This window comes from Flavobacteriales bacterium (assembly GCA_016699575.1).
Taxonomy (GTDB): Bacteria; Bacteroidota; Bacteroidia; order Flavobacteriales_F; family PHOS-HE28; genus PHOS-HE28.
In genome coordinates this window covers 1,670,397-1,694,101 of sequence record CP064979.1, presented here as the reverse complement: position 1 = coordinate 1,694,101, position 23,705 = coordinate 1,670,397, and the positions used below count along the sequence as shown (strand labels likewise).

At 59.6% G+C, this 23,705-nt stretch carries 15 protein-coding genes; 7 read left to right on the top strand and 8 right to left on the bottom strand.

Translation table 11 applies throughout. The features are described 5' to 3' along the window. The first annotated feature begins 6 nt into the window (after positions 1-6). Complete coding sequence (locus tag IPJ76_06935; protein ID QQR87953.1) at positions 7-1,377, top strand: NADH-quinone oxidoreductase subunit N; 1,371 nt, start codon at positions 7-9, stop codon at positions 1,375-1,377. A gap of 1 nt (position 1,378) precedes the next feature. Here IPJ76_06935 and IPJ76_06930 read toward each other — a convergent pair whose 3' ends face one another. Then, positions 1,379-1,900, bottom strand: a complete 522-nt coding sequence (locus IPJ76_06930) for a hypothetical protein (protein QQR87952.1) — start codon at positions 1,898-1,900, stop codon at positions 1,379-1,381. A gap of 104 nt (positions 1,901-2,004) precedes the next feature. Beyond that, entirely contained in the window at positions 2,005-4,821 is a 2,817-nt protein-coding gene (locus IPJ76_06925; protein ID QQR87951.1) for a T9SS type A sorting domain-containing protein, read from the bottom strand. A 114-nt stretch (positions 4,822-4,935) separates the two neighbouring features. On the opposite strand from IPJ76_06925, the gene IPJ76_06920 reads away from it, so the two are divergent. Then, entirely contained in the window at positions 4,936-5,724 is a 789-nt protein-coding gene (locus IPJ76_06920; protein QQR87950.1) for an SDR family oxidoreductase, read from the top strand. 37 nt (positions 5,725-5,761) lie between these two features. On the opposite strand, the gene IPJ76_06915 is transcribed toward IPJ76_06920, so the two are convergent. Both IPJ76_06915 and IPJ76_06910 read right to left on the bottom strand, forming a co-directional pair. Next, complete coding sequence (locus IPJ76_06915; GenBank protein QQR87949.1) at positions 5,762-6,463, bottom strand: response regulator transcription factor; 702 nt, start codon at positions 6,461-6,463, stop codon at positions 5,762-5,764. Beyond that, entirely contained in the window at positions 6,432-7,967 is a 1,536-nt protein-coding gene (locus IPJ76_06910; GenBank protein QQR87948.1) for a HAMP domain-containing histidine kinase, read from the bottom strand. The genes IPJ76_06915 and IPJ76_06910 overlap by 32 nt, the downstream gene beginning before the upstream one ends. A gap of 90 nt (positions 7,968-8,057) precedes the next feature. Between IPJ76_06910 and IPJ76_06905 the strand changes: the two genes are divergently transcribed. The 3 genes from IPJ76_06905 to IPJ76_06895 all read left to right on the top strand — a co-directional run bounded on the left by IPJ76_06905 (position 8,058) and on the right by IPJ76_06895 (position 10,337). Beyond that, on the top strand, positions 8,058-8,756 hold the full coding sequence (locus tag IPJ76_06905) for a T9SS type A sorting domain-containing protein (GenBank protein QQR87947.1): 699 nt from the start codon (positions 8,058-8,060) through the stop codon (positions 8,754-8,756). Between the two features lie 185 nt (positions 8,757-8,941). Then, positions 8,942-9,352 carry a T9SS type A sorting domain-containing protein gene (locus IPJ76_06900; GenBank protein ID QQR87946.1) on the top strand — a complete coding sequence of 137 codons (411 nt, stop codon included), beginning with the start codon at positions 8,942-8,944 and terminating at the stop codon, positions 9,350-9,352. A gap of 10 nt (positions 9,353-9,362) precedes the next feature. Continuing rightward, a complete protein-coding gene (locus IPJ76_06895; protein ID QQR87945.1) occupies positions 9,363-10,337 on the top strand; it encodes a T9SS type A sorting domain-containing protein in 975 nt (324 codons plus the stop codon). Positions 10,338-11,766: 1,429 nt separating this feature from the next. Here IPJ76_06895 and IPJ76_06890 read toward each other — a convergent pair. Then, on the bottom strand, positions 11,767-18,039 hold the full coding sequence (locus IPJ76_06890; protein QQR87944.1) for a VCBS repeat-containing protein: 6,273 nt from the start codon (positions 18,037-18,039) through the stop codon (positions 11,767-11,769). Between the two features lie 193 nt (positions 18,040-18,232). Between IPJ76_06890 and IPJ76_06885 the strand changes: the two genes are divergently transcribed. Continuing rightward, positions 18,233-19,678 (top strand): aldehyde dehydrogenase, encoded by a 1,446-nt coding sequence (locus IPJ76_06885; protein ID QQR87943.1) that lies wholly within the window; start codon positions 18,233-18,235, stop codon positions 19,676-19,678. 67 nt (positions 19,679-19,745) lie between these two features. Here IPJ76_06885 and IPJ76_06880 read toward each other — a convergent pair whose 3' ends face one another. Further along, positions 19,746-19,913: a hypothetical protein gene (locus tag IPJ76_06880; protein ID QQR87942.1), complete on the bottom strand. Its 168-nt coding sequence runs from the start codon at positions 19,911-19,913 to the stop codon at positions 19,746-19,748. Between the two features lie 178 nt (positions 19,914-20,091). On the opposite strand from IPJ76_06880, the gene IPJ76_06875 reads away from it, so the two are divergent. Then, positions 20,092-22,041, top strand: coding sequence for a 1-deoxy-D-xylulose-5-phosphate synthase (locus IPJ76_06875; protein ID QQR87941.1), 1,950 nt, complete (start codon positions 20,092-20,094; stop codon positions 22,039-22,041). Positions 22,042-22,045: 4 nt separating this feature from the next. Here IPJ76_06875 and IPJ76_06870 read toward each other — a convergent pair whose 3' ends face one another. Both IPJ76_06870 and IPJ76_06865 read right to left on the bottom strand, forming a co-directional pair. Then, the gene (locus IPJ76_06870; protein QQR87940.1) at positions 22,046-23,167 is read right to left on the bottom strand and encodes a DNA polymerase III subunit delta; all 1,122 of its coding nucleotides are present in this window, start codon (positions 23,165-23,167) and stop codon (positions 22,046-22,048) included. 175 nt (positions 23,168-23,342) lie between these two features. Further along, positions 23,343-23,702, bottom strand: coding sequence for a response regulator transcription factor (locus tag IPJ76_06865; GenBank protein ID QQR87939.1), 360 nt, complete (start codon positions 23,700-23,702; stop codon positions 23,343-23,345). Positions 23,703-23,705: the final 3 nt, after the last annotated feature.

The following is a 23,705-nucleotide window of genomic DNA, read 5'->3' as shown; positions in this document are numbered from 1 at the left end:
CGGACCATGAGCGCCATCATCCTCCTTTCCGTTCTAGGCGTTGTGCTCCTTTACCTCGGTTTGGGCAAGAACAAGGTCTTGCTCGCGCCAGTGGCGATCCTGGGTGTGGCCGGTTCTGCTGCGCTCATGCTCTTCGATCAACGGCCTTTGCCTGCTTGGGCGGGCGGCGCCATGTTGTTCGATCCGCTGAGCGTGAAGTTCTGCGTTGCGATGGCTGGCATCACGTTACTACTGTTCGTTTTCGGCGCGGACTACTACAAACGCACGGAGGAGAACGTGGCGGAGCATTATGCCCTAATGGTCTTCAGTCTTGTGGGCGCCTTCCTGCTCACCAGCTACCAGGACCTGTTGATGCTCTTCCTGGGCATCGAGGTGCTCAGCATTCCGCTGTACATCCTGGCCGGGGCCAAGAAGCGCAGCTACCGGAGCAGCGAGGCCGGCTTCAAGTACTTCCTGCTCGGCTCTTTCGCCACGGCGTTCTTCCTCATGGGCATTGCGCTGGTGTACGGCATGGCGGGCAGCTTCGACCTGTCCGTGATCAGTGCCTATGCCACGGCGAACGTTGAGCAGGCTCCCGCATTGTTCCTCATCGGCTTGTTCTTCATTGCCCTGGGCCTTGCTTTCAAGGTGGCTGCGGTACCGTTCCATTTCTGGAGCCCCGATGTGTACGAAGGCGCACCTACACTGATCACCGCGTTCATGAGCACTGTGGTGAAGACCGCGGGCTTTGCGGCGGTTTACCGGCTGATCGGTGTGCACATCACTGCGCTGCCACCCCAAGTGGAGCGCACGCTGTGGGTCATCACGGGCCTCACGCTGCTCGTTGGTAATGTGGTGGCGCTGCGCCAGAGCCACTTCAAGCGGTTGATGGCCTACAGCAGCGTGGCGCACACGGGCTTCCTCTTGCTCGCAGTGCTGAGCCGCAACGGCGCGAGTGGCCAGGCCATCTTCTACTACACCCTGACCTATGCGCTTGCGAGCGTGGGCTTGTTCGTGCTCTTCACCGCGGCGAAGAGGGCTGCGAACGGCGACGAGCACATCCGCGTGTTCCGCGGCCTGTTCAAGCAGCATCCATTGCTGGGTGCCGCAGCGCTCATCATGCTGCTGTCGTTGGCTGGTATTCCTCCCACCGCCGGCTTCATGGCCAAGTACCAGGTCTTCGTGCTGGCCGTGCAGAGCGGTTTCGTGTGGGTGACGCTCTTTGCCGCAGTGATGGCCGTTGTCGGCATCTATTACTACCTCGGCATCATCCGCGAGACGTTCACGGCGAACGAGGCTCCTGTACGTATCGAGCTCGGGGTGGGCAACGGTGCCGTCATCGCCGTGTGCGCTATCGGAGCGCTGCTCCTTGGCGTGTGGCCGATGGGGCTGATCTGATCTACTTCTTCTTACCGGTGCCGGTGCGCGCTGCCATCAGCAGCACCGAGCCGTTGGCGCGGGCCATGCCCATCGTGTACTCGTGGTCCATGGCGAACCCGTTGAGGCCTTTGTCCCACCGGACGATGGCACTCGGGAAATCCAGCACGTCAGTGTCAGCGCCTTCATAGAACGCCTCGTCAAGAAGGCTGATGTCCATGTCGATGGGGGCGAGCACTACTTCCGCGTTGGGACGCGCTTTCATGCGGAGGTCAATGAGCACGCGCTTGCTCACGAATCCCTCCTTGCGGAACTCGAGCATGTGTTCTTTCTGGAGCGCGAGCATCAGGCCGAATTTTCCGTTGGCCTTGGTTACCATGGAATCCACGCGGACGTTGTCGATCAGCGCGTACACGGTGACGCCTTCGAGGTTCTTCTCACCATCGGTGATCTTGCCGCCCGTCACAAGGGTGGTGATCGTTTCGTCCTGGGCGGAGCAAAGTGCGGTGGTGAGAAGCGCTGTGAGGATGAGGGGGAGGCGCATGGTCCGGGTATTTGAACGCTTCAAACGGCCGCTTCGCCCCAAGGTTCCAAAACGAGCGAGGGCGGACCGAACGGCCCGCCCTCGCGCTGTGGAAGTCGACAAGGTCAATTCACCACCACCCGCACATCATGGCGTTCGCCGCCGCTGGTGATGCGCAGTGTATAGCTGCCCTGGGCAACGCGGCCGGCCAGCTCCATGGTGTGGGCTTGGCCCTCGTTCAGAAGCACCGTGCTCATGTACACGCTGCGGCCACCGAGGTCGAACAGTTCGAGGCCCACCATACCGGAGGCACCGCCGTTGCGAACGGTGAAGTCGCCATTGCCGGGGTTCGGGAACACGCTCCATGCACTGTTGTTCGCCCCGTTAACGCTGCTGCACAGCTCAACGTTCACCGTAACGAAGTTGGTGCTGAGGTCGAAGCAGGTGCCGTTGCTGCCAACGCCGGTGATGGGAGCGCCAGGGATCACATTGGTGAGGATGCCATTGTAGCTCACGCCCCAAACGTGATACGTGCCTTGAGCAGCGGTCTCGAAATCGAAGCTGTTGCTGCCCAACAGGCTGATCACATTGTTGTTGGCGTCCGTGAGGATGTAGGAGAAGTTCTCCGTGCTCGTGCTTGACGTGATGAAGGTGATCACGTCAGCGAAGCCGTCGTCGCACACGTCCTCGGTGGAGTTGTTGTTGCCGCTCAGCACGAAGCCACCGTCGCAGGTGCCCGTACCGGCACAGGCCGTGGTGCTCACATCAATGGTGTAAGGGCCTTCGGAACCGGCCTCGGTCAACACGGCCAAGTAGTAGGTGCCAGCGGGTACGTTCTCGTAGTACACGGTCCAGTTGCCGTCCGCACAGTCCGTGTCGTTCCATGAAGTGGCCGCAATGATGTCGTCATCGGCCGGGCAGCTGGTGGCCAGGATGATCCAGACGTTGGAGAAGGCGGGGTTCGTACCGCAATGCTCCACTGTGATGTCCGCGCAACCGGGGGTAGTGAACGCATGCCACACGCTGGCGGGCACGGGCGGCGGGTTTTCCCAGGTGCTGCCGGGTACGTAATCATTGGTAGTGGTGGCGCCGGTGTTGTCACCGGAGAAGTTGATGCTGCCGGGAACTGCCAAGTTCAGTGCAACGATGTTGCCGCATTGGTCGTTCGCGGGTACTGCGCCGCAGGCGACCGCCGTGAACTCGATGGTGTATGGACCCCAAGCCGTGAGCGGGTCGGAAAGCACGGGGTAGTAGTAGGTGCCGGCGGGCAGGTCGGCCCAGGTGATGGAGAGGGTGCCATCTCCGCAGCCACCGGTACTGGTGGAGTCGATCACGCTCACGAACGGACAGCCATCCGTAAGGCTGATGAAGAAGTTGGCGAAATCCACCGATCCGCAGAAGTCAGCCGTTACCGTCGCGCATTGGCCAATGGTGAAAGCTTCCCACACGGTGGCCGTGCCGACCCCTTCCGAATCCGTTGCACCGACGTTGTTGCCGTTCACCGTCACTGATCCGGGCACACTGAGGTTCTGGACGGTAGCACCCGTGCATTCGTCGTTCACCGGTCCTCCGCCACCGCAGGCGACAGCCGAGAACTCAATGGTGTAGGGGCCCCAGGCCGTGAGCGGGTCGGACAGCACGGGGTAGTAGTAGGTACCGGCAGGCAGGTTCGCCCACGTTATGGAGAGCGTGCCATCACCGCAGCCACCCGTACTGGTGGAGTCGATAACGCTCACGAACGGACAACCGTCCGTGAGGCTGATGAAGAACTGGGTGAAGTCCACTGAGCCGCAGAAGTCGGCCGTCACCGTTGCGCACTGGCTGATGGTGAAGGCTTCCCATACAGTAGCGGTGCCGACCCCTTCTGAATCCGTTGCGCCGATGTTGTTGCCATTGACCGTCACCGACCCTGGAACACTGAGGTTCTGCACGGTGGCTCCGCTGCACTCATCGTTCACCGGTCCGCCACCACCACAAGAGGTTGCGGTGAACTCAACGGTGTAAGGCCCCCAGGCGGCACCCACCGCGCTCAACACGGGGTAGTAGTACGTACCAGCGGGCAGGTTGTCCCAAGTGATGGAGAGGGTGCCATCACCGCAACCGCCGGTACTGCTGCTGTCGATCACGTTCACGAACGGGCAGGCATCCGTAAGGCTGATGAAGAAGTTGGTGAAATCCACCGATCCGCAGAAATCGGCTGTGACGTTCGCACACGTTGAGATGGTGAAGGCTTCCCACACGGTTGCCGTACCGATGCCTTCGGAGTCCGTTGCGCCCACGTTGTTGCCGTTCGAGGTTGCCGTTCCCGGGACGCTGAGGTTCTGTACCGGGGCACCGGAGCATTCGTCGTTGGCCGGTGCAGCCGGCGTGTTGTACACGCAAACTGTGAAGGTCGGTGTGGGGTCCGCGGTTCCTTCGTAGTCATAGACCCGGAAGCGATATGTGGCCCCCACTGTGAGCCCGGTCGCATTGATCACTTCGACCTCGCCTCCCACAGTGGCGTCAGCACACGCGATGTTGGCGCCGTTGCAAGCACCGCTGCGCAGGTCAACAACGGCATCGAAGGTGCCGTCGCCATCCACCTGGATGGTGGCCGTGCTCGCTGTGGCCACGAAGCGGTACCAGACGTCATCTTCTGCCGTACCCAGGAAGGTATTGCACGTGATGGCCGCCAGCGATTGCGTGGCCCCGGCCGTGGTCCCAGCAGTGGGCACACAACTGCCGTTCACTGTGAGCAAGATCGCGTTCGCGCAATTGTCGTTGGCAGGCGGCCCGCCGAAGAACTGCGGGGGTGCGCCGTTCCCGTCCGATTTCACGGAAGGCAGGCTCGTCTTCAAGGTATTGTCTGTAGGCAGGGGCGCAAAGCGCACGGCCCCGGATTGCCCGTTGGCCAATAGGCCAATGGCCATGACCGACGATAGCGCGAGGAGAGTTCTTTTCATTGGAGGGTTTCGTTTCGGAGGTAAGGGTAGCCAAGGACGGTGGAACGGCCGTGGACGGTGCCCGCTCTTTTTCCAACGATCGTCGTTGATGCACAGCGCGCCTACTTTGGCCGCATGGACCTCTCATTGCACGGGCAACGCGCCTTGGTTTGTGGCAGTACGCAAGGGATCGGCTTGGCTGCGGCGCGGGAGCTTGCCCGCTTGGGAGCTACGGTGTGCTTGCTCGCTCGCGACAAGTCGAAACTGGCGGCAGCGGTGGCGACACTTGACCGTTCAGCCGGGCAAACCCATGAGGTGGTCTGCGCCGACATGTCGGACACTGCCGCTCTCTCCTCAGCGGCGATGGCCTATGCGGCGAAGAGCGGCCCTGTGCACATCCTCATCAACAACACCGGGGGGCCACCACCAGGTCTTGCGCACCAGGCGCCGCTGGAAGCGTTCGAGTCGGCTTTCAGGCTGCATTTGCTGGCCTACCAAGCGATGGCCTTGGCGTTGGTGCCGGGCATGAAGGCAGCCGGTCATGGCCGCATCATCAATGTGATCAGCACCAGCGTGAAGATCCCGCTGCACGGGCTCGGGGTGAGCAATACGATCCGTGGTGCAGTGGCCAATTGGAGCAAGACCCTAGCCAACGAGCTGGGAGCCTTCAACATCACCGTGAACAATGTGCTGCCGGGCGCCACGGAAACCGAACGCTTGGCGGCCATCCTCGAGGGCAAGGCGAAGAAGGGCGGGGTGTCCGTGGATGAGGCTGCCGAAGAGATGAAGCGTGAGGTGCCGATGCGCCGCTTCGCCAAACCGGAGGAGATCGCGAACGCCATTGCGTTCCTCGCATCACCCGCCGCGAGCTACATCAACGGCATCAACCTGCCGGTGGATGGTGGGCGGACGGGGTCCCTCTGAAGCAGAGGGGCGGGGGCGCTGTGAAGCAGGACGCAGTCTACTCGCTCTTGTCGGTGAGGCGGAAGCCTTTGCCGTGCACGTTCACGATCTCCACGGCCGGGTCGTCCTTGAAGTACTTCCGCAGTTTCGCAATGTACACGTCCATGCTTCGGCCGTTGAAGTAGCTGTCGTCGCCCCAGATCTCCTTCAACGCCACGCTGCGTTCCAAAAGGCCGTTACGGTGCACGCAAAGCATGCGCAGTAGTTCGGTTTCCTTGGTGGTGAGCTTGCGCTGCTGCTCGTCCAAGGTCAGCAGTTGCTTGCGCAGGTCGAAATGGTAGAGGCCGATCTCGTACTTGTTCGGGGCCTCTTCCTTCTCCGCGATGCCGTGCACGCGCCGAAGCACCGCACCGATGCGCAGTTGCAGCTCCTCCATGGAGAACGGCTTGTGGATGTAATCGTCCGCACCAACGAGGAAGCCGTTGATGGCGTCCTGCCGCATGCTCTTCGCCGTGAGGAAGATGATGGGCACCTGCGGGTTCTCTTTGCGGATCTCCTTGGCCAGCGTGAGCCCGTCCTTCACGGGCATCATCACATCGAGGAGCAACAGATCGTGCCCACCGCGGCGGTAGGCCTCGAACCCTTGCTGTCCGTCGCGCTGCAGCTCAACGCCGTAGCCTTTGGCTTCCAGGTATTCAGCGACGAGGTTGCCCAAGTTGGGGTCGTCCTCAACCACCAGCAGTTTCAGTGCGGCTGTCATGTTCGAACGGTAGGGTGATCGTAAAGGTGCTGCCAAGACCGGGCTCGCTTTCCACTGCAATGGTGCCGCCGTGACCTTCCACAACGGACTTCACGTAGCTGAGGCCGAGGCCGAAGCCTTTCACATTGTGCAGGTTGCCGGTAGGCACGCGGTACAGGCGGTCGAAGATGCGCTTGAGTTCGTTGCGCGGGATGCCGATGCCGTTGTCGCGCACCACGATGCTCAGGTGACTGTCATCGCTGGTGGTGGCGATGGTGATACGCGGCTCCTTCTCGCAGTATTTCACAGCATTGTCCACCAGGTTGTAGAGCACGTTGGCCAGGTGGATGCGATCGCCCTTGACGTGCGCCAGCTCCGCTCCCAGCTCAGTGGCGATGCGCCCATTGCGGCGTTCGGCCAGGATGTTGGTGTTGCGCGCGACCTCCGTCACCACCTGGTGCATGTCGAGGTCGACCGGACGTAAGCGCATACGGCCGCTATCGAGCACAGCGCTCTGCAGCACACTTTCCACCAGTACGCCCAAACGCTTGTTCTCGTCGCGGATCATGGTGGTGAATTTCCTGGTCCGCTCCTCTGTCTTGGTGATGGACGGATCACTGAGCGCTTCGCACGCCAATGCGATCGTGGCGATGGGTGTCTTCAGTTCGTGGGTCAGGTTGTTCACCAGGTCGTTCTTGATCTCGCTCATGCGCCGCTGCCGAACAATGGTGACGATGGTGAAGATGAACATGCCGGCGATGATCAACACCAGCAGACCGCTGAGGGCCAGCTGCCAGCCCATGCCCTTCAGGATGTGCGAGCGCTGTTCAGGAATGGACAGTACCAGCCAGTGTGCGGTTCCTGCCGGGTCCAAGCGGAATAGGCGCACACGATGGGGCGAATGCGCCAACTCAACGGCCATTGCCGTGTCCGCGATCGCATGCATGAGCACCAGCTCGTTCTCATCGTTCACCACGGCGAAGGCCGCTGCTTCGGGGATACCGCGCGCGCGCAGCTCCTCACGAACGAGTGAATCAAGTAACGGTTCATCGACACGCTCGGTGATCGGCCGCTGCGAGTTGCCGTAAAGCAGACCGCGCACCACATCGTCCACAAGTGCTTCGCGTGGGTCCCCGACATGCTCCACCGTGGCCGGAAGGCCGTCACCGCCAAGGCCGATCACCACATCCGATTGTTGTTGCGCCGAGAGCGATGCTTGGTGGGCACTGTCGAGCGCGGCCAGCATGCGGGCGCCTTCGGAGTGTTTGCGGATGCTCATCAGCGCATCGATCCGCTCGAGGCGCTCGCTCACGGCGTTCATGGCATTGTCCACGCTCTGACCGAACTGGGTGTCGCGGGCTTCGATGACGCCGCGGATCCACTGCACTTGGATGACCGAGAGTCCCGCGAGTGCGATGGTGATGCCGATGAGCAGGGCGGCGATCCAGCGTTTCTCCACGGGTGCACCACCTGAAATGCGCGGTGGTGGCCGAAAGTAGAGCGGTGCAAGGGGGCGAATGACCACTTAACGTTCATTAACCGCAGTTGGCGCGGGCTTAACAACGGTGCCTTTGGACGTCCAGTACGTTCGCCCCCGTTCCCTCACCGCTCCACCATGAAACCCGTTCGAAACATCTTGCTGCCATTGGCTTGCATGGCGGTGCTAGGCGCCACCGCCCAACAGATCGTTGAGCACCGCACCACCCGCACTATTGACATCCGGGAGGACGACAAGGGCGCAGCGACAGTGACCATCGTGACGGAGGAGAACGGCTCCACGAACACCACCACGCTGACAGGCGAAGAGGCCAAGGCCTGGTTGGCCGAGCACCGCACGACCGAGCCCATGGTGACCGCTGAAGCGCCGGGTGAGGAAGGTGATCTGGTGATGCCGGTGTTCTGCCGCGTGATCGTGCAGCCTGACGGAGGTCAAGGAAGTGCCAAGGCCGAAGTCTTCCGTTACAGGACAAAGCCGCGCACCACACCAACGCCTGTGCACACTGCTACGGGGAATGAAGAGGAGGTGACCGGCGTGGAGAAGAGTGCGACGACCTCGCCAGAGAACGACGAAATGCGCGTGCTCCCGAACCCGAGCGAGGGCTTGTTCACACTGGCGTTCAAACTCCCGGAGGAAGGCGGCAACGGAACGATGTACGTCACGGATGCCGCCGGGCGTGTGGTGCACAACGAGGTGGTGATGGGCAATGGCGGCCAAGCGCGCACCGTGGACCTGCGCGGCAAGGAGAAGGGTACCTACATCGCCACCGTGATGGTGGGCGACAGAACACTATCGAAGAGGCTTGTCATCGAATAGGTCATCCCCCGACGTGTCGGGGAATGGACCGGGGCAAGTGCAACAAGGCGTCGGAGGGCTCGCGGAAGCGGGCCCTTCGGCGTTGGGGGGAAAGGAGAAGGCGCGGTCCTTCGTGGTGCTTAACTTGGGCAGGCCAAAGCTCACACACCATGAAGAACAGTGGACTTGCATCCGTACGAAATGCCATGACCGCCATTCTTTTTTTGGCCGGTATGACAGTGGTTGCCCAGAGCCATTGCTGGGTGAAGTACAAGTATGATGCGGCCGGGAACCGGATCAAGCGGTATTGGTGGTGCGGGGATCCGAACGAGATCGAGAAGGAGGAGGAAGTGAAAACAAAGTCGGCGATGGCGGAGGATTTCGGACTGCGGCTCTATCCGAACCCGGCCAGCGATGCTGTGCAACTGAGCAGCACTTCGGATATGGCCAATGCTCAATTGGAGGTGTTGGACCTGCAAGGCCGCCGTGTTCATTCGGAACGGGTGGCGGGCATGCTGGTGAGCATTGATGTGAGCAGCTGGAGCGCAGGGCGTTACACTCTGGTGCTGCGCCGCGAGCAGGAGGAGTACACGACAAGCTTTTCGGTGGCACCTTGACCACTTTGCCATGAAGAACAAGAATGTGCTTTTGGCCGCCCTGCTGATGATGGCAGGAGTGATGCAAGGGCAGAACTTGGTGCCTAACGGGAGCTTTGAGGAGTACGACACGGAGTGTGAGAATGGCGTGAACACCTATATGGTTGTTGCTTGGGATGAGGTAAGCTGTGGTTTGCCATTCGGATACCTGCACGCGTGCAACAACACCATCGGAAATCAGCCGGGTGTGCCGTACAACGGCTTAGGTTACCAGCAGGCTGCGGATGGCGATGGTTACATTTCGATGTGGACCCTTCGTATGAACTCGCAAGGTGGATTCCCGGACGGGAACCCGCAGATGTACGCGACAGTGGAGCTAACGGACCCGCTGGTGGCCGGGCAGCACTATTGCTTGTGGTTGCGGGTGAATATGGCGGATATCTCGTGCTATATGACGGGTGCTTTTCACGCGTTGGTAGGCTACGGGTTCCCGAACGTGTGCAACTACCAGGACACAGCGTGGGATACTTACGCGACGGCAACGTGGGACATCAGCGGCGTGGACACGGCCAATTGGACGTTGCTGGAAGCGGAGTTCGAAGCGAACGGTGGAGAGGACAACTTGACGATCGGTGCGTTCCAAGAGGCGGATGAGATCGATAGCGTGTTCGTTGCAGACAACAGCACCTTGCTAGGCAGCTTGTTGGCGATCTACATAGTTGACAACGTGCAGTTATGGGCCTGCAATGTGGGGGTAGAGGAGCGGAATGGGCTTGGAACGCTAGAGCTATACCCGAACCCAGTAAGCGATGTGTTGAACGTGGTGTTGCCAAGCGGTTGGCGAGGCGGGCTGCTGGAGCTTTTTGCTGCCGACGGCAGGCTTGTGCTGAGCGAGCAGTTGAGCGGGACTTCCGTACACCTGGGTGACGTGGGCAGTGGGCAGTATTTGGTGCGCTTGACGGGCGAGGAGGATTTGCGCACAGGCAGGGTGACGGTGGTGCGGTGATTTCTCCGTCTCACGGAGATGCGTGATCACTTACGGGTTGGGTGGAGGTGATTGCGGTACCATGAGCGCCGAGAGAACCAAGCTTTGGAGCTATCGGGGCGGAAAGTACACGGGTAGTAACGGTAGGTGCTGTTCCATGGACTTGCTCTGTTGAATTCGTGCTGGTATATACTGCCTATGTGGAAGACGGTATCTCCGAACTGTTGGGCCCCAAGATCGACGACATGGTGTACTAAAGAGCGCTGCCAGCTGAACGCGAAACTCTGCAGCTCCAGACTATCGTGCCGAACGGAGTACACTCCCCAAGAGTCGCGATAAAAGCGCCGGGGTGCATTTTCCATGGCCCAGAGGCTACTATCGGGATTTTTCCAAAACCACCCCGGGAGCCACTCAGTGTCGTAGAAGAGCACCTTGCCATCGGCATAAAAGAACAATGCCGATGAACCGTTCGAGGAAACGTAGAGCCCAGTGGTGCGGGGCATGGAAATACCGGAACCCTGCGAGATGGGCATTTGGTGCAGCACAAAGTGCCTGTGGTTGCTGATCCGGAACGGATAGCAACCACAGCAGGAAGAGACCAGAATGACGAGGAGCGAACGTCCTGTCCACCAGCGGGTGCCCATTTAGTAGAGGGTCCAAGGAGTGTACCCTGTCCATTGCATGAACGGTCGCGATGACGGTCCGAAACCAGTGTTGAAGTGTGGGCCGATGATCACGCTGGGGTAAAATCGAAGATCGGTAAGCTGGGTCGATTTGGGCGACTGACAGTAGCGCCGACAATGCCACTCTGCAATTCGATTCGGGTGATCAATCGGATTTTCCGGCACAAGTTCAATCATTTGCGGTCGACGTGGAGTTCCTTTTGGAACCACAAACGATGGTTCAGCCAGGCTTGTGAACTATCCGGCTTATATGAGGAGTGATGGAATTGATACACCTCATTAGTAGCATAGGACTCCCGGGAGGCGTGATAGGTGGTGGACCGAACCACAAGATGTTGACCATCAAGTACGATGGCCAGCATATCAACTACACTCCGATTGCAGATGTACTCCGGGTGGTAATTGAAGTGCTGTATCGCCAGACTATCCCCATTTTGCTTGTAGCACCCCCAATTGTCCCGCGTGAACATAGGCCTACCTTTCTCAATCAGATGCAAAGCACTGTCAGGGTACAAGGTATAGTTGAAGCCAAGGCCCCTTGCATAGGCCAGTACTTGGCCGTTGGAGTAGAAGAAGAGAGCTTGGAAGCCGTTCTCTGAGAAGTAAACACCGTCGGTCCTGGGAGCTAGATGGCCACAGCGATGAGAAATTGGTGTCGTATGCACTGCGAACGGCTTGCGGCACGTGATGCGAACGAAACCGCAACCACAAAAGATGCCCAAGGACATTAGCAGATAAGTGCCTCGTGCAAGTCTGAACATGGCGTGTCAATAGAGGGTCCATGGATTGTACCCGATCCATTGAGCGAACGGCCTTGAGGTGCTACCGTAGGCCCCAAGGTTAGGATTGAAGTAGGGGGTATTGATCATGGAGTGCAAGAGGTTCTGGGTAGCGTCCTGCACGAATGGCGCATCAATCCCAATCCGGCTAACCGTGAACCCATCCGTGTAACTGGCGTACAAGAATGCGTGCTTTCTGTCACCATAGGAATAGGTGTAGTTGTGGTGAATGAAGTTGAACAACTTCTCCCACATTGATCGGAAAAGGACATCTCCACCAATTTCCCGTCCTCGCTCGTCCCCTGGTGGTTTGCCCGTGTATAGGTTGAAGCCAAGAGAGTATTGGCCGATGCTGATCTCGGCTGCAGCGGTGCGATGCCAATCACCATCGATCAGGAAGTCATTGGTGACGGAGAATCCCCACCCCTTCCCTTTAAAGCCGACGATCCAATTCCATTGAGGGTCTTTCCCGCCGAAATGACTCACACCAATGGAATGTCCCTTATAGCCAACACCGGCCCCAACTCGTGTAGAGCCATCGGGTCCAATGCCAGCGCTTGCGCCGATAGTGAAGTCACCAATGTCGTACGAGGCGTTTAAACCGGCATTGCCACTGGCTGTCAGGCTTTCCGACCCTGGAATGCTGCCCCCTAACCCAATGGCCATGCCGCCACTGATCGCGAAATCCCCATCCTTATAGGTGAACCATACCCCCACGCTCAACGAGAACGGGTCGATGCCGACGGATGTGTAGGTGTTTTCGCCGACCTGGGTGTTGATCTTGAGGCAATTGCTTATCCCGGACATGGAGGCCGACACGTTGTTGTAGGCTTTGCCGAGCGGATCGGATTCGCCGTGGATGAGGTTGCTGGTGTAGTCGGCGATCATGCCGATGGCGAAGAAGGGCACTGCCAAGAAGTGACCGGATGGGTCGGTGTACTTGAGCGGGTTATTGGCTGCGTAGGTGTAGCGGTTGAAGGATTGGGTAGCGCAGGAGCCGTTGATGTAGTCGTCGGCGCTGAGCATGCGGCCGTTCAGCGGGTCGTACATGCGTCCGTTCATGTTGATGAGGGCGAAGGGTTCGGTGTGCTCGTGGCCGGTGAAGCCGCGGTAGAGCCAAGTGGGTAGCGAAGGTGTATAATTCGGCCCCCAACTGGAGGGGTTGCGGTGGTTGCCCCAAGGGTCGAAATTCTGTTCGGCCACCACGTTGCCGTTGTCGGCATCGGTGACCGCTACAATGGATCCGAGGTGATCGAGGTAGGTTGGATATGTCTTCCAGACCCCATTGGTATTGACCATGATCGCGCATAGGCCATCGCCACCTTGGATGTAGTGGATGAGCTCGACTTGTCCATTGGTCTGTTGGGTTTCGTAGCCATCCAAGTACACACGGGTGGTTTCCGCGTTGCCGTTCCTGGACAGGATACTCCGGGTGCGCTCGTACTCCGGCCCGTACTCGTATTGCAATTCGTAGTTATCCGTACCGACGATCTCGGTGATCAGGTCTGCCTTGGAGAAGGGGGTATAAGTGATCTCCTGGGTTTCGAGGCTGATCTGATAGGGTGGTTGGTCGTAGGGCGTGGGGTAGTCGATGTGCTTTGCAGCCACCACGGCATGGTTACCAAAACCGAATTGGCCCACATCGGTTCGCTTAGTGGGGTTGCCGCGCGTTGACCCGATGTTGCCGTCGTAGGCGTACTCGGTGGGCACGAAACCCAACCCTGTGGGGTTACCGTTGGCATCGACACCAATGACAGACGACATGACCAGCCGGCTGAGCGCATCGTACTCAAAGGTCTCCATGACGAATTCATTCGGGTCCCAGCGATAGCGCATGTCGCCGGTGGAGTAGTCGTAGGCCATGCGCAGATCCTGCACGTTGCCACCCTGGATACGGGTGAGGAAGCCGTGCTCGTATTCTTTGCTTACTGTGTTGCCGTCCGCGAGGCTGAAGCCGGTGTATTGTTCGAGGCCGTTCTTGGTGCTACCCTCGAACAGGGTGCCTCCGCTCCAGCTGACGCGCTGCAGGCTGCCCGCCTCGTCGTACTCGTTCCAGACCTCGAGCGCAGATGGGTAGAAGGTTGTGACGACCCTGTCGTAGTCGTCGTATTCGTAACCGAAGGAATAGAGCTGCCCGTTGATGGTGGATTCCCGAGCCGTGAGCCTATTGTACGGGTCGTCGTACCGGTACATACGCTCGACAGTAGGCCCGGACACGGTGACCAGGTTGTTGTTGATCCGACCGTTGTCGTTGAAGTAGGTGTACCCGGTGGCCCCCTCTGGTGCGATCCGCTTGATGACGCGGCCGAGGTTGTCGTATTCGAGGGTGGTTTCGTGCCCGTTGGCGTTCTTCTGCCAGGTGAGTTGCCCGAAGGGGTTGTACTTGTACTTCGTGGTACCAGCATTGGGCGCCCACAGGTCGGTTTGCCGACCGTAGGCATCGTATGTGTTCCGGAGCGTTAGGAGTCCGTCATGATGAACGCGGGTGACTTGCCCCCAGCTATCGTAGGTGTATTTGAGTTCGCCGCCATCGTCGAGGGACCTTATCTTCTTGCCGGTGGCATCGGTGATGACCGTGCTCCATTGGCCTGAGCTCGTGTTGGTGGCAGTGAGTTGAAGCTGCCCGCCAGTGTAGGTGTAGTCGTATTGCTGGGTGCCCGTGAATGGGTTGATGACCTCGTGAGGCCGGTTGTAGGCGTCGTAGGTGTGTTCGATGGTGAGGAATTGCTCGGTGTCCTTGTGGGGTGTGGTTTCCCAGGCCATATTGCCGCGCGCATCGTAGCCCGTAGCCGAGGACACGGTTTCGTGGCCATAGGACTCGCGCACGGTGCGAACTGGGCGTCCGAGAATATCGAGGTACACCTCGGCATCGGGCCCGCCCGGATCCGTAGTGCGCAACACCGTGAATTCGTAAGCGCCATCGATGGCCCACTCCCGGCTCATGTCCACGGAATAGCGCGGAGTGCCGGCCACGTGCGGAACGTAATTGCGGGTGAGCCTGCCGAAGGCATCGTATTCTTTGAGTGTCGTAAGCCCATCGGAGCTGTACACTTCGATGGGTTGGCCCCAGCGTGGATCGGTGACGGTGTAGGTATTGACGTCGGTGAAGTTGCCGTTGTCGTTCCACACGTTGGTGTGCCAGGTAACGAAGCGGTACTTGGTGTCGTAACGGAACTCTTGAACCGGGCGTTGAGCCGCATTCAACAAGGGATACCACATGGAGCGCCTCAGCGGGGGGCCCGCAGCGTAATACTCGAACGCGGTCGTGCGGGCTCCAGGGGTTCCTGAGAATTCGGTAGCGAATTCCACCTTCCCTGTCGCGGCGAAGTATTGGAAGTAGTTGGTTTTGGTAACGGATGGCTGACCGCTGCGTGTTGTGGTTATGGTCACCTCTAGAGGTTTGACTGGTTGGGCGGACGGTCCGGCGGCGGTGTAAGTAGTAGTGGTTGTGGAATTCAGCAAGGCATTGATATCCGTGGCGCTTGCGGTGACCTTGCCACAAGCATTCCAAGCGGAGTTGATGGTGGTGGTGGTGGTGGAAGCCAAGGCATCGAAGGCGATGGTGCCGACGCTTCGTATAAGGTGCCGGCGTAATGCAGGGATACCAATTGGCACAAAGTCAAAAGCGTAGGCGGTATTGGATATGAGCGACCCAGGGATGTCGAACCGATAGACCTGGGAGCTTGCGGGATAAAGCTCCGCATAGTCGGGCTGCGCACCGAACTGATCGATGACGATCCGGTTGGTGATGGGGTCGGCGATGAAGGTTTGTTTGAAGCCCACGAAGCCCCTGCCCGTGCGATTGAGGACCGCATTACCGTAAGAATAGCTAACGGGGTTCATGGAGCCGATGCCATTGGTTGCACTTGAGGTACGGACCAAGGCGAAGGGCAATTGAGCATCGCCCATGGGGTAAGCGAAAGCCGTCCCCCTGGTGTGCAGTGTGGGGTCCGTCATGTATCCATAAGTGAACTCCTTGCGCGCCCCCATGCCATTGACCACGCTATGGACGAGGCGTTCATGACCACCACGGTCGAAGAAGTACATTTCGATGGGGTCGAAAATGTTTGTGGTGTTGATGACCTCGGATCGGCCGTCGCCGTCGAGGTCCGTTATCAATGCCGGTGACCAACCGAGCAGGCTGCTAGGAGGATAGGACACCTCCTTGAAATCGCTGTGCATGCCACGGGAATGGAACACATCGAGCACGGAGGACACTCCGCCCACGTTGCGCCCATGGCAGATGTCGGACTTGCCATCGCCGTTGAAATCGGCTACTGCGAGAACATCAGGTGTTCCACCGAGGTTCACGTATGCATTGAACTGCGCGAAAGGAGTGCCCGTTGAATAGTAGCCGTCACCATTGAGCACGCCCGTTGCATAGTGTATGTGCCATGGGCCGCCACCGTTGTATCGGTTCAAAAGGTCTGTCTTTCCATCCCCGTTGAAGTCGCCGGGGAAAAGCTCATGCTCAGGGGTCGGGAAGCCGGAACTGGACCAGACGATCTCGAACCCGGCGACCGGGGTGGTGGTGTAGCGGTAGATGCGGGTGTTCTGTTGTGCGGACAAGTCGCCCCAAACGCTGAGGATCTCGTGTGCTCCATCGCCATCGAAGTCGATCGGGGCCAAATAGCTGGACTTGGGGAGATCGCCAGCGCCGTTCGTAATGCTCATGATCTGCCCGTTGATCCCGGCCCAAGGGCTGTATAGGAAACCGTGGTAATAGCTGCCGTTGCTCAAGAAAGCCAGAATGTCTCCCTTACCGTCTCCGTTGAAATCGCCAGAGACTTGATACTTGAAGGTGTTTGGATACACGATGTTGTGGACGGTGCCATATTGGTCCGCAGGGGGGCCATAGGTATTGGTTGCGAAAGACGAGGCACTGGCACTGTTCGATTCCAACACTGTAAAATTTTGGAGCTTCCAGTATGCACCCACCTTCGAGACCTTGCCCAAGATGATGTCATCCCGCCCATCCCCGTTCATGTCGTTGCTGACATTGGCGGTGTAGGTCTGGGGGACGTTCTGGTCGTTGATGACCTGGATGTTGGGGTCGAGGGGGGTGCTCCAAGTGAGTTGAAGGTCGTTAGGGCCCACGCGCTTGTAAATCTCGAGATCGTAGTTGTAACGAAAACCCTCGATGTAGGTGTAGCCAGATTTGAGAATCTCCGACTTGCCGTCGCCGTCGTAATCACCCGAAAAGAAATCGTGGGTTGCCCCTTGCAATACGCTTGAATACTCAACCTGGAAGGGCTGAGCAACGGGATCACCGTATTTGATGATGGTGGTGTTGAGGCTGGAACCGTCGGCGCCGGATTCGCCTATTTCACGGAGATAGCTCTTGTCGATATTTCGAAGTGCGTAGTTGAAGTGATAGGTCTTCATGACTGAGCCTTCGCAGAAGACGGTGATGGTGGTAAGCAGGTTGCAGGTCTTGGGCCCTCCTAGGCCATTGATGAACACTTCGTTCTTGTCCGAGCGGTCTTGGTATGCGAACTCGATGCGGTTGTATGGAGAGAGGCCGATATTCGCGTTACCGGTGTAGTCGATGCGCACCAAGCGGCTTTCAGCGTCGAAAGAGTCGTACACGTAACTGATGTAGTTGCCGTGCGGATCCATCACCTTGTTCAGGCGCCACATGGCTACGGAGTTGCCATTGTCGCCCATGATCCTTGAATCGGCGGTGGCACCGTATTCCATGTACGTACCGTCCTGGGTAATGACAGAGAACCAAGCTGGACCGCTACCCATCGTCCCAATGGATGTGTAAACAGCGAAAGAGGCATTCTCAGTGTCGTAAGTGGTGTTGCTCGCACCGTAGGAACCAGAAAGCGCCACCAATCGCTGGCCGTCGGCGGCGAAGCGGTCGGTAGTGGCGTAACGCACCCCCTTGACAGCACCATCGTGGTACCAATCCTGACCGGTCCTGGTTATCGCCGAGACACCGGTCATTGCCCAACCCCAACCAAGAATGCCGTCACCGCGCTGGCTGTCGTAATCGATGCCCAATGAGGGTTGCACGCCATTGGTGCCGGGCGGCACGTAGAGCGGGATGGTGTATGAGGCGCTACCCATAGGCGTTACGGCAGCAATTCCTTCAGTGACCCCGACGGGTTTGCTCACGTCGATAACACGCGAGGAAATGAAGGCATCAGTGATCTCGGGCTGGTAGGTTTGCGCAAGGACCAGATCCGGCAGGCCAAGGCACAGTGCGGTGGGTGCGAGAACCACAAGCGACTTCGGGTTGAGCAGGCGGATCATGGTGGGTCGGTGTATAGTCCGAAGGTAGACGGAATCTCTGATAATGCAGGGACCGGTTTGCACATGAGTTGGAAATTCACGCTCAGGGTAGCACGAGCAAACTGGAACATTTCATCGCCCCAGCTTGTGATCTGTCTGGACCTTGGAACCAAGGGTGACCACTTAGCGGTCCACCCTCGGTACTTTCGCCGCCATGGCCCAGCCCATCCTCAATTTCATCAATGGCCAGCACGTGCCGGCCGCCAGCGGGCAATGGCTCGATTGCTTCGAACCCGCCACGGGCAAGGTGTACGTGCAACTGCCCGACAGCGATGAGCGCGATGTGAACGCTGCCACGGAAGCTGCGCAAGCTGCCTTCGCCGGGTGGAGCGGCTTGGGGCGAGAAGGCCGCAGCGAGCGGTTGATGAAGCTGGCCGCACTGATCGAGCGCGACCTGGAGCAGTTCGTGGCGGCGGAGAGCAAGGACAATGGCAAGCCACAGAGCCTCGCCTGCCGCGTGGACATCCCGCGCGCGGTGGCCAACTTCCGGTTCTTCGCCACGGGCATCCTGCACTTCGCCAGCGAGAGCCACAGCATGGACGACGTGGCCATCAACTACACCGAGCGCGCGCCGTTCGGTGTGGCCGGGTGCATTTCACCGTGGAACCTGCCGCTCTACCTCTTCACGTGGAAGATCGCTCCGGCACTGGCGGCGGGCAATTGTGTTGTGGCCAAACCCAGTGAGGTGACCCCCATGACGGCCTACCTGTTGAGCACCCTGTGCAACGAAGCGGGCATCCCCCCGGGCGTGCTGAACATCGTGCATGGCCTGGGCCCCAAGGTGGGTAGCTCCATCGTGGCGCACCCGCGTATCCCAGCGGTGAGTTTCACCGGAGGAACGAAGACGGGCGCAGAGATCGCACGGGTGGCCGCACCGATGTTCAAGAAGTTAAGCCTCGAGCTCGGTGGCAAGAACCCTGTGCTGGTCTTCGCCGACTGCGACTTCGAGGAGATGCTAAAGACAACGGTACGCAGCTCGTTCACCAACCAAGGGCAGATCTGCCTTTGCGGCTCGCGGATCCTCATCGAGCGCAGCATCTACGACCGGTTCAAGACGGCCTTCGTGGAGCGCGTGAAGGCGTTGCGCGTGGGCGACCCGACCGACGATAGGACGGATGTGGGGGCCGTGGTCAGCGAGCCGCACATGCACAAGGTGCTCAGCTACATTGAGGGCGCGAAGAAGGACGGAGGCAAGGTGCTTTGCGGTGGTGAGCGCATCCGCCTTTTGGGTGCCATGGAGAACGGCTGGTACATCGCTCCTACGGTGATCGAAGGGCTCGACAATTCATGCGCCGCCATCCAGGAGGAGATCTTCGGTCCCGTCGTCACACTGCAACCGTTCGGCAGTGAAGCGGAAGCGCTCCAACTGGCCAACAGCACCGGCTACGGCCTGGCTTCCGTGGTGTGGACGAACGACCTGAAGCGTGCGCACCGCGTGGCCCGCGAACTGAAGGCCGGCATCGTGTGGGTGAACTGCTGGATGGTCCGCGACCTGCGCACGCCGTTCGGTGGCGTGAAGCAAAGCGGTGTAGGGCGCGAAGGCGGCTGGGAGGCGCTGCGGTTCTTCACCGAGGCCAAGAACGTGTGCGTGAGGTTGTGATGGTGAGGACCGCCGATGGAAAGCACTGATAAGGATGATGAAGATGATAGGATAGCGCTCAGTAGGGCTATCCCGCATTCATCATCTTCATCCGTTTCATCTGCGGTTGCATTGCATCCTTAGTTCCGCGTCCGGTGCTCTTCATGCCATTGGTGAAGAACCAGCCGAAACGGGCGTTGAACCAATGCTCAAAACGCTGGAAGGCTTCGGAAAGTCGGAAGAGGAAGGTGCCCATGTGATCGCAGGTTGTGGTTTAGACGCAGCACACGCCACGATCATTGCCCATACCAAGGCCCTGTTCGTCACGTTATGCGCGGGTTCCCAAGGAACGGTCGAAGCCGCACGGTGAACGGCCGCCCCCAAGGGCCAACCCGTAATTTCGCCCCTGCCTGCGGCAGACAGGCTCCCTGACCATGCCCGATACCACGAACCTGGCCAACTACCCGCTGCTGTCGGGCATCACTTACCCCTCCGACCTGCGCAAGCTGGACGAGGTGCAATTGGAGCAGGTGTGCGGCGAGCTGCGCAACTTCATCATCGATGTGGTGAGCGTGAAGGGCGGCCACTTCGGGGCCAGTCTCGGCGTGGTGGAACTGACCGTGGCCTTGCACTACGTGTTCAACACCCCGTACGACCAGCTCGTGTGGGACGTCGGGCACCAAGCTTATGGCCACAAGATCCTCACCGGTCGGCGCGATCGCTTTCATACCAACCGCATCCACAAAGGGATCAGCGGCTTCCCCAAGCGGAGCGAGAGCGAGTACGACACGTTCGGCGTTGGGCATAGCTCCACCTCCGTGGGCGGTGCACTCGGCATGGCGGTGGCCAGCAAGCTGAAGGGTGAGAAAGACCGTCAATGCGTTGCCGTGATCGGCGATGGTGCCATGACGGCCGGTATGGCCTTCGAAGCCCTGAACCACGGTGGCACGGCCAACAGTGATCTGCTGGTGGTGCTCAACGACAACTGCATGAGCATCGACCCGAACGTCGGCGCCTTGAAGGAATATCTCACGGACATCACCACGAGCCACACGTACAACCGTGTGAAGGACGAGGTGTGGAAGGTGCTGGGCAAGCTGAGCAAGTTCGGCCCGAACGCGCAGGCCATTGCGCAGAAGTTCGACGCTGCGCTGAAGACCGCCCTGCTTAAGCAGAGCAATCTGTTCGAGAGCCTCAAGTTCCGCTACTTCGGTCCGGTGGACGGCCACGATGTTGAGCACCTCGTGAAGGTGCTCAAGGACCTGAAGGACATCCCCGGCCCGAAGATCCTGCACACCCTTACCATGAAGGGGAAGGGCTATAAGCCTGCTGAAGAAGGCAGCCCCACGGTGTGGCACGCACCCGGTCTCTTCAACAAAGACACCGGCGAGATCATCAAAGTGGTGCCGAAGAGCCCGCAGCCGCCGCGTTACCAGGACGTGTTCGGGCACACCATCGTGGAGCTGGCGGAGAAGAACCCGAAGATCGTGGGCGTCACGCCGGCCATGCCCACCGGCTCATCGCTCAACATCATGATGAAGGCCATGCCGGACCGCGCGTTCGATGTGGGCATCGCCGAGCAGCACGCTGTGACGTTCAGCGCTGGGATGGCCACGCAAGGCATGGTGCCGTTCTGCAACATCTACAGCTCGTTCATGCAGCGCGCTTACGACCAGGTGGTGCACGATGTGGCCCTGCAGAACCTGCACGTTGTTTTCTGTCTTGATCGTGGTGGCCTCGCCGGTGCCGATGGCCCCACGCACCATGGCGCGTTCGACATCGCCTACTTCCGCTGCATCCCGAACATGATCGTGAGCGCACCGATGAACGAGGAGGAGCTGCGCAACCTGATGTACACCGCGCAGTTGCGCGATTGCGGTCCGTTCAGCATCCGCTACCCGCGCGGCGAAGGCGTGATGACCGAATGGAAGACCCCCTTCAAGGAGATCACCATCGGCAAGGGCCGGAAAGTGCGCAACGGCAACGACATCGCCGTGCTCAGCATCGGGCACATCGGCAACATCGCCGCCAAGGGCATTGATGCGCTGCAGACCGAGGGCTACAGCGTGGCGCACTACGACATGCGCTTCGCGAAGCCCATCGACGAGATGCTGCTGCACGAGGTGTTCGGCAAATTCAAGCACGTAGTGACCGTGGAGGACGGCTGCATTCAAGGTGGCATGGGCAGCGCGGTGCTGGAGTTCATGGCCGACCACGGCTACAACGCGCAGGTGAAGCGCCTGGGTATTCCCGACAAGTGGATCGAGCACGGCAGCCAGAAAGAGCTCTACGCCGAATGCGGCTTCGATGAGGCGGCGCTGGTAGCTGCAGTGAAGGAGCTGCTGCCGATGAAAGGCGGGAAGAGCGTGACGGTTTCGGCTTAAGGCTTCACGCCGCCTTCAGCAACCCGAACAGCTTGTAGCTGAGGTCCATGAACAGGATCTTCGGATTGGCGTTGCGGTCGAGATGTGCGTGCGCCAGTTCGAGCTCCTTGCGGATGCCATCGGCATTGTGATCGTTCAGGACCGCACCGAATTTCCCGACGAACTCGTGCTCCTGCCCTGAGACACGGATCAGTTCATGGGCCTGTTGCCAGTGGTACACGCACTGGCGGATGATGTACAACGCATACCGCATCAGCGCCTTCTGTTGTTCGCGGCCCATGCTGGCGAAGTACTCGCTGAACTGTGCGGTCTCCACCACTTTGCGGCCGTAGCAAGCACGCAGCCAATCGCGGAAGAAGATGAAGAGCTCATCCTCCGTGCGTTCCACCATCGCCTTCGCCTCCAGCATGTCGCCTTCGCAACGGGCGGCGATGCTCTCGGCCTCCGCCTGTGGCAGTTGATGCTTGGAGGCCAGCACTTGGGCCACTTCCTGCACGGTGAATGCCGGGACTTTCACCAATTGCGTGCGGCTAATGATGGTGGGCAGCAACTGGTCCTGGTGCTCGCACACCAACAGGTACACGGTACCGGGCTCGGGCTCTTCCAGCCCTTTGAGCAGAGCGTTGGCCGCCTCGATGTTCATGCGCTCGGCGTACCAGATGAGCAGCACGCGCAGGCCGCCCTGGCTGCTCTTGAAGCTGAGCTTGCGCAAGCTGTTGTGCGTTTCGCTCACGCGGATGATGCCCTTGGCGTTGTCCTTTTCGATGGTGGCGTACCACGTTGTTTCATCGAGCAATGGCTCGCGCAGGACGGCGGTGCGCCAATCAGCGATCACATCATCGCTGGTGCGGATCTTCTCTTTCTCGCTGGTGAAGATGGGAAAGCAGTAGTGCACATCCGGATGCGCCAGCTTGTCCATCATGCTGCACGAAGGGCATGTGCCGCAGGCGTCGGCCAGGCCGGGCTCCTTGCATACCAAGTAGCGCGCGTAGGCCAGTGCCAACGGAAGATTGCCGCTGCCGCGCGGGCCAAGGAACATCTGTGCATGCGCAATGCGACCCTCCCGTGCGGAAGTGATCAAACGGGCCTTCAGGTCGGCGTGGCCGGGGAGCGAAGAGAAGAGCATCAGGGTGCGAAAGTACCGGGCCTCACCCTGCCCTCTTCAGAGGAGAGGGTGAAATGCCGGCAAGCGGGCATCGCGAACCCCGAACAGCTACGGAGCGGCAACTTTGTTCGCGGCCAATACCTTGGTTCGTTGCACTCTGACCCTCTCCTTTGGAGAGGGCAGGGTGAGGCCGCTTTCACGCCGCCAACAGCCGCTGCACCTCATGCACCAGATCGCTCGTGTCGAAGGGCTTTGCCATGAACCGGTTCGCACCACTGCTTTGCACCGCCGCTTGCAGATGCTGCTCGTCGCGGCCGCTGAGCGCGATAACGGGTTGTTCATGCCCCCGCGCGCGCAGACCTTCAATGAGCGACATGCCGTCCAAGTAGGGGAGTCCGAGGTCCACCAGCACGGCGTGCACGTGCACCTTGTCCATGATGCCGAACAGGTCGCGGCCGTCGGGCAGTGCGATCACCTCATGCCCGGCTGCGCTCAGCTTGCGGCCGATGAGACTGCGCAACAGATCGTCGTCTTCGATGAGGATGAGGCGGGCCATGGC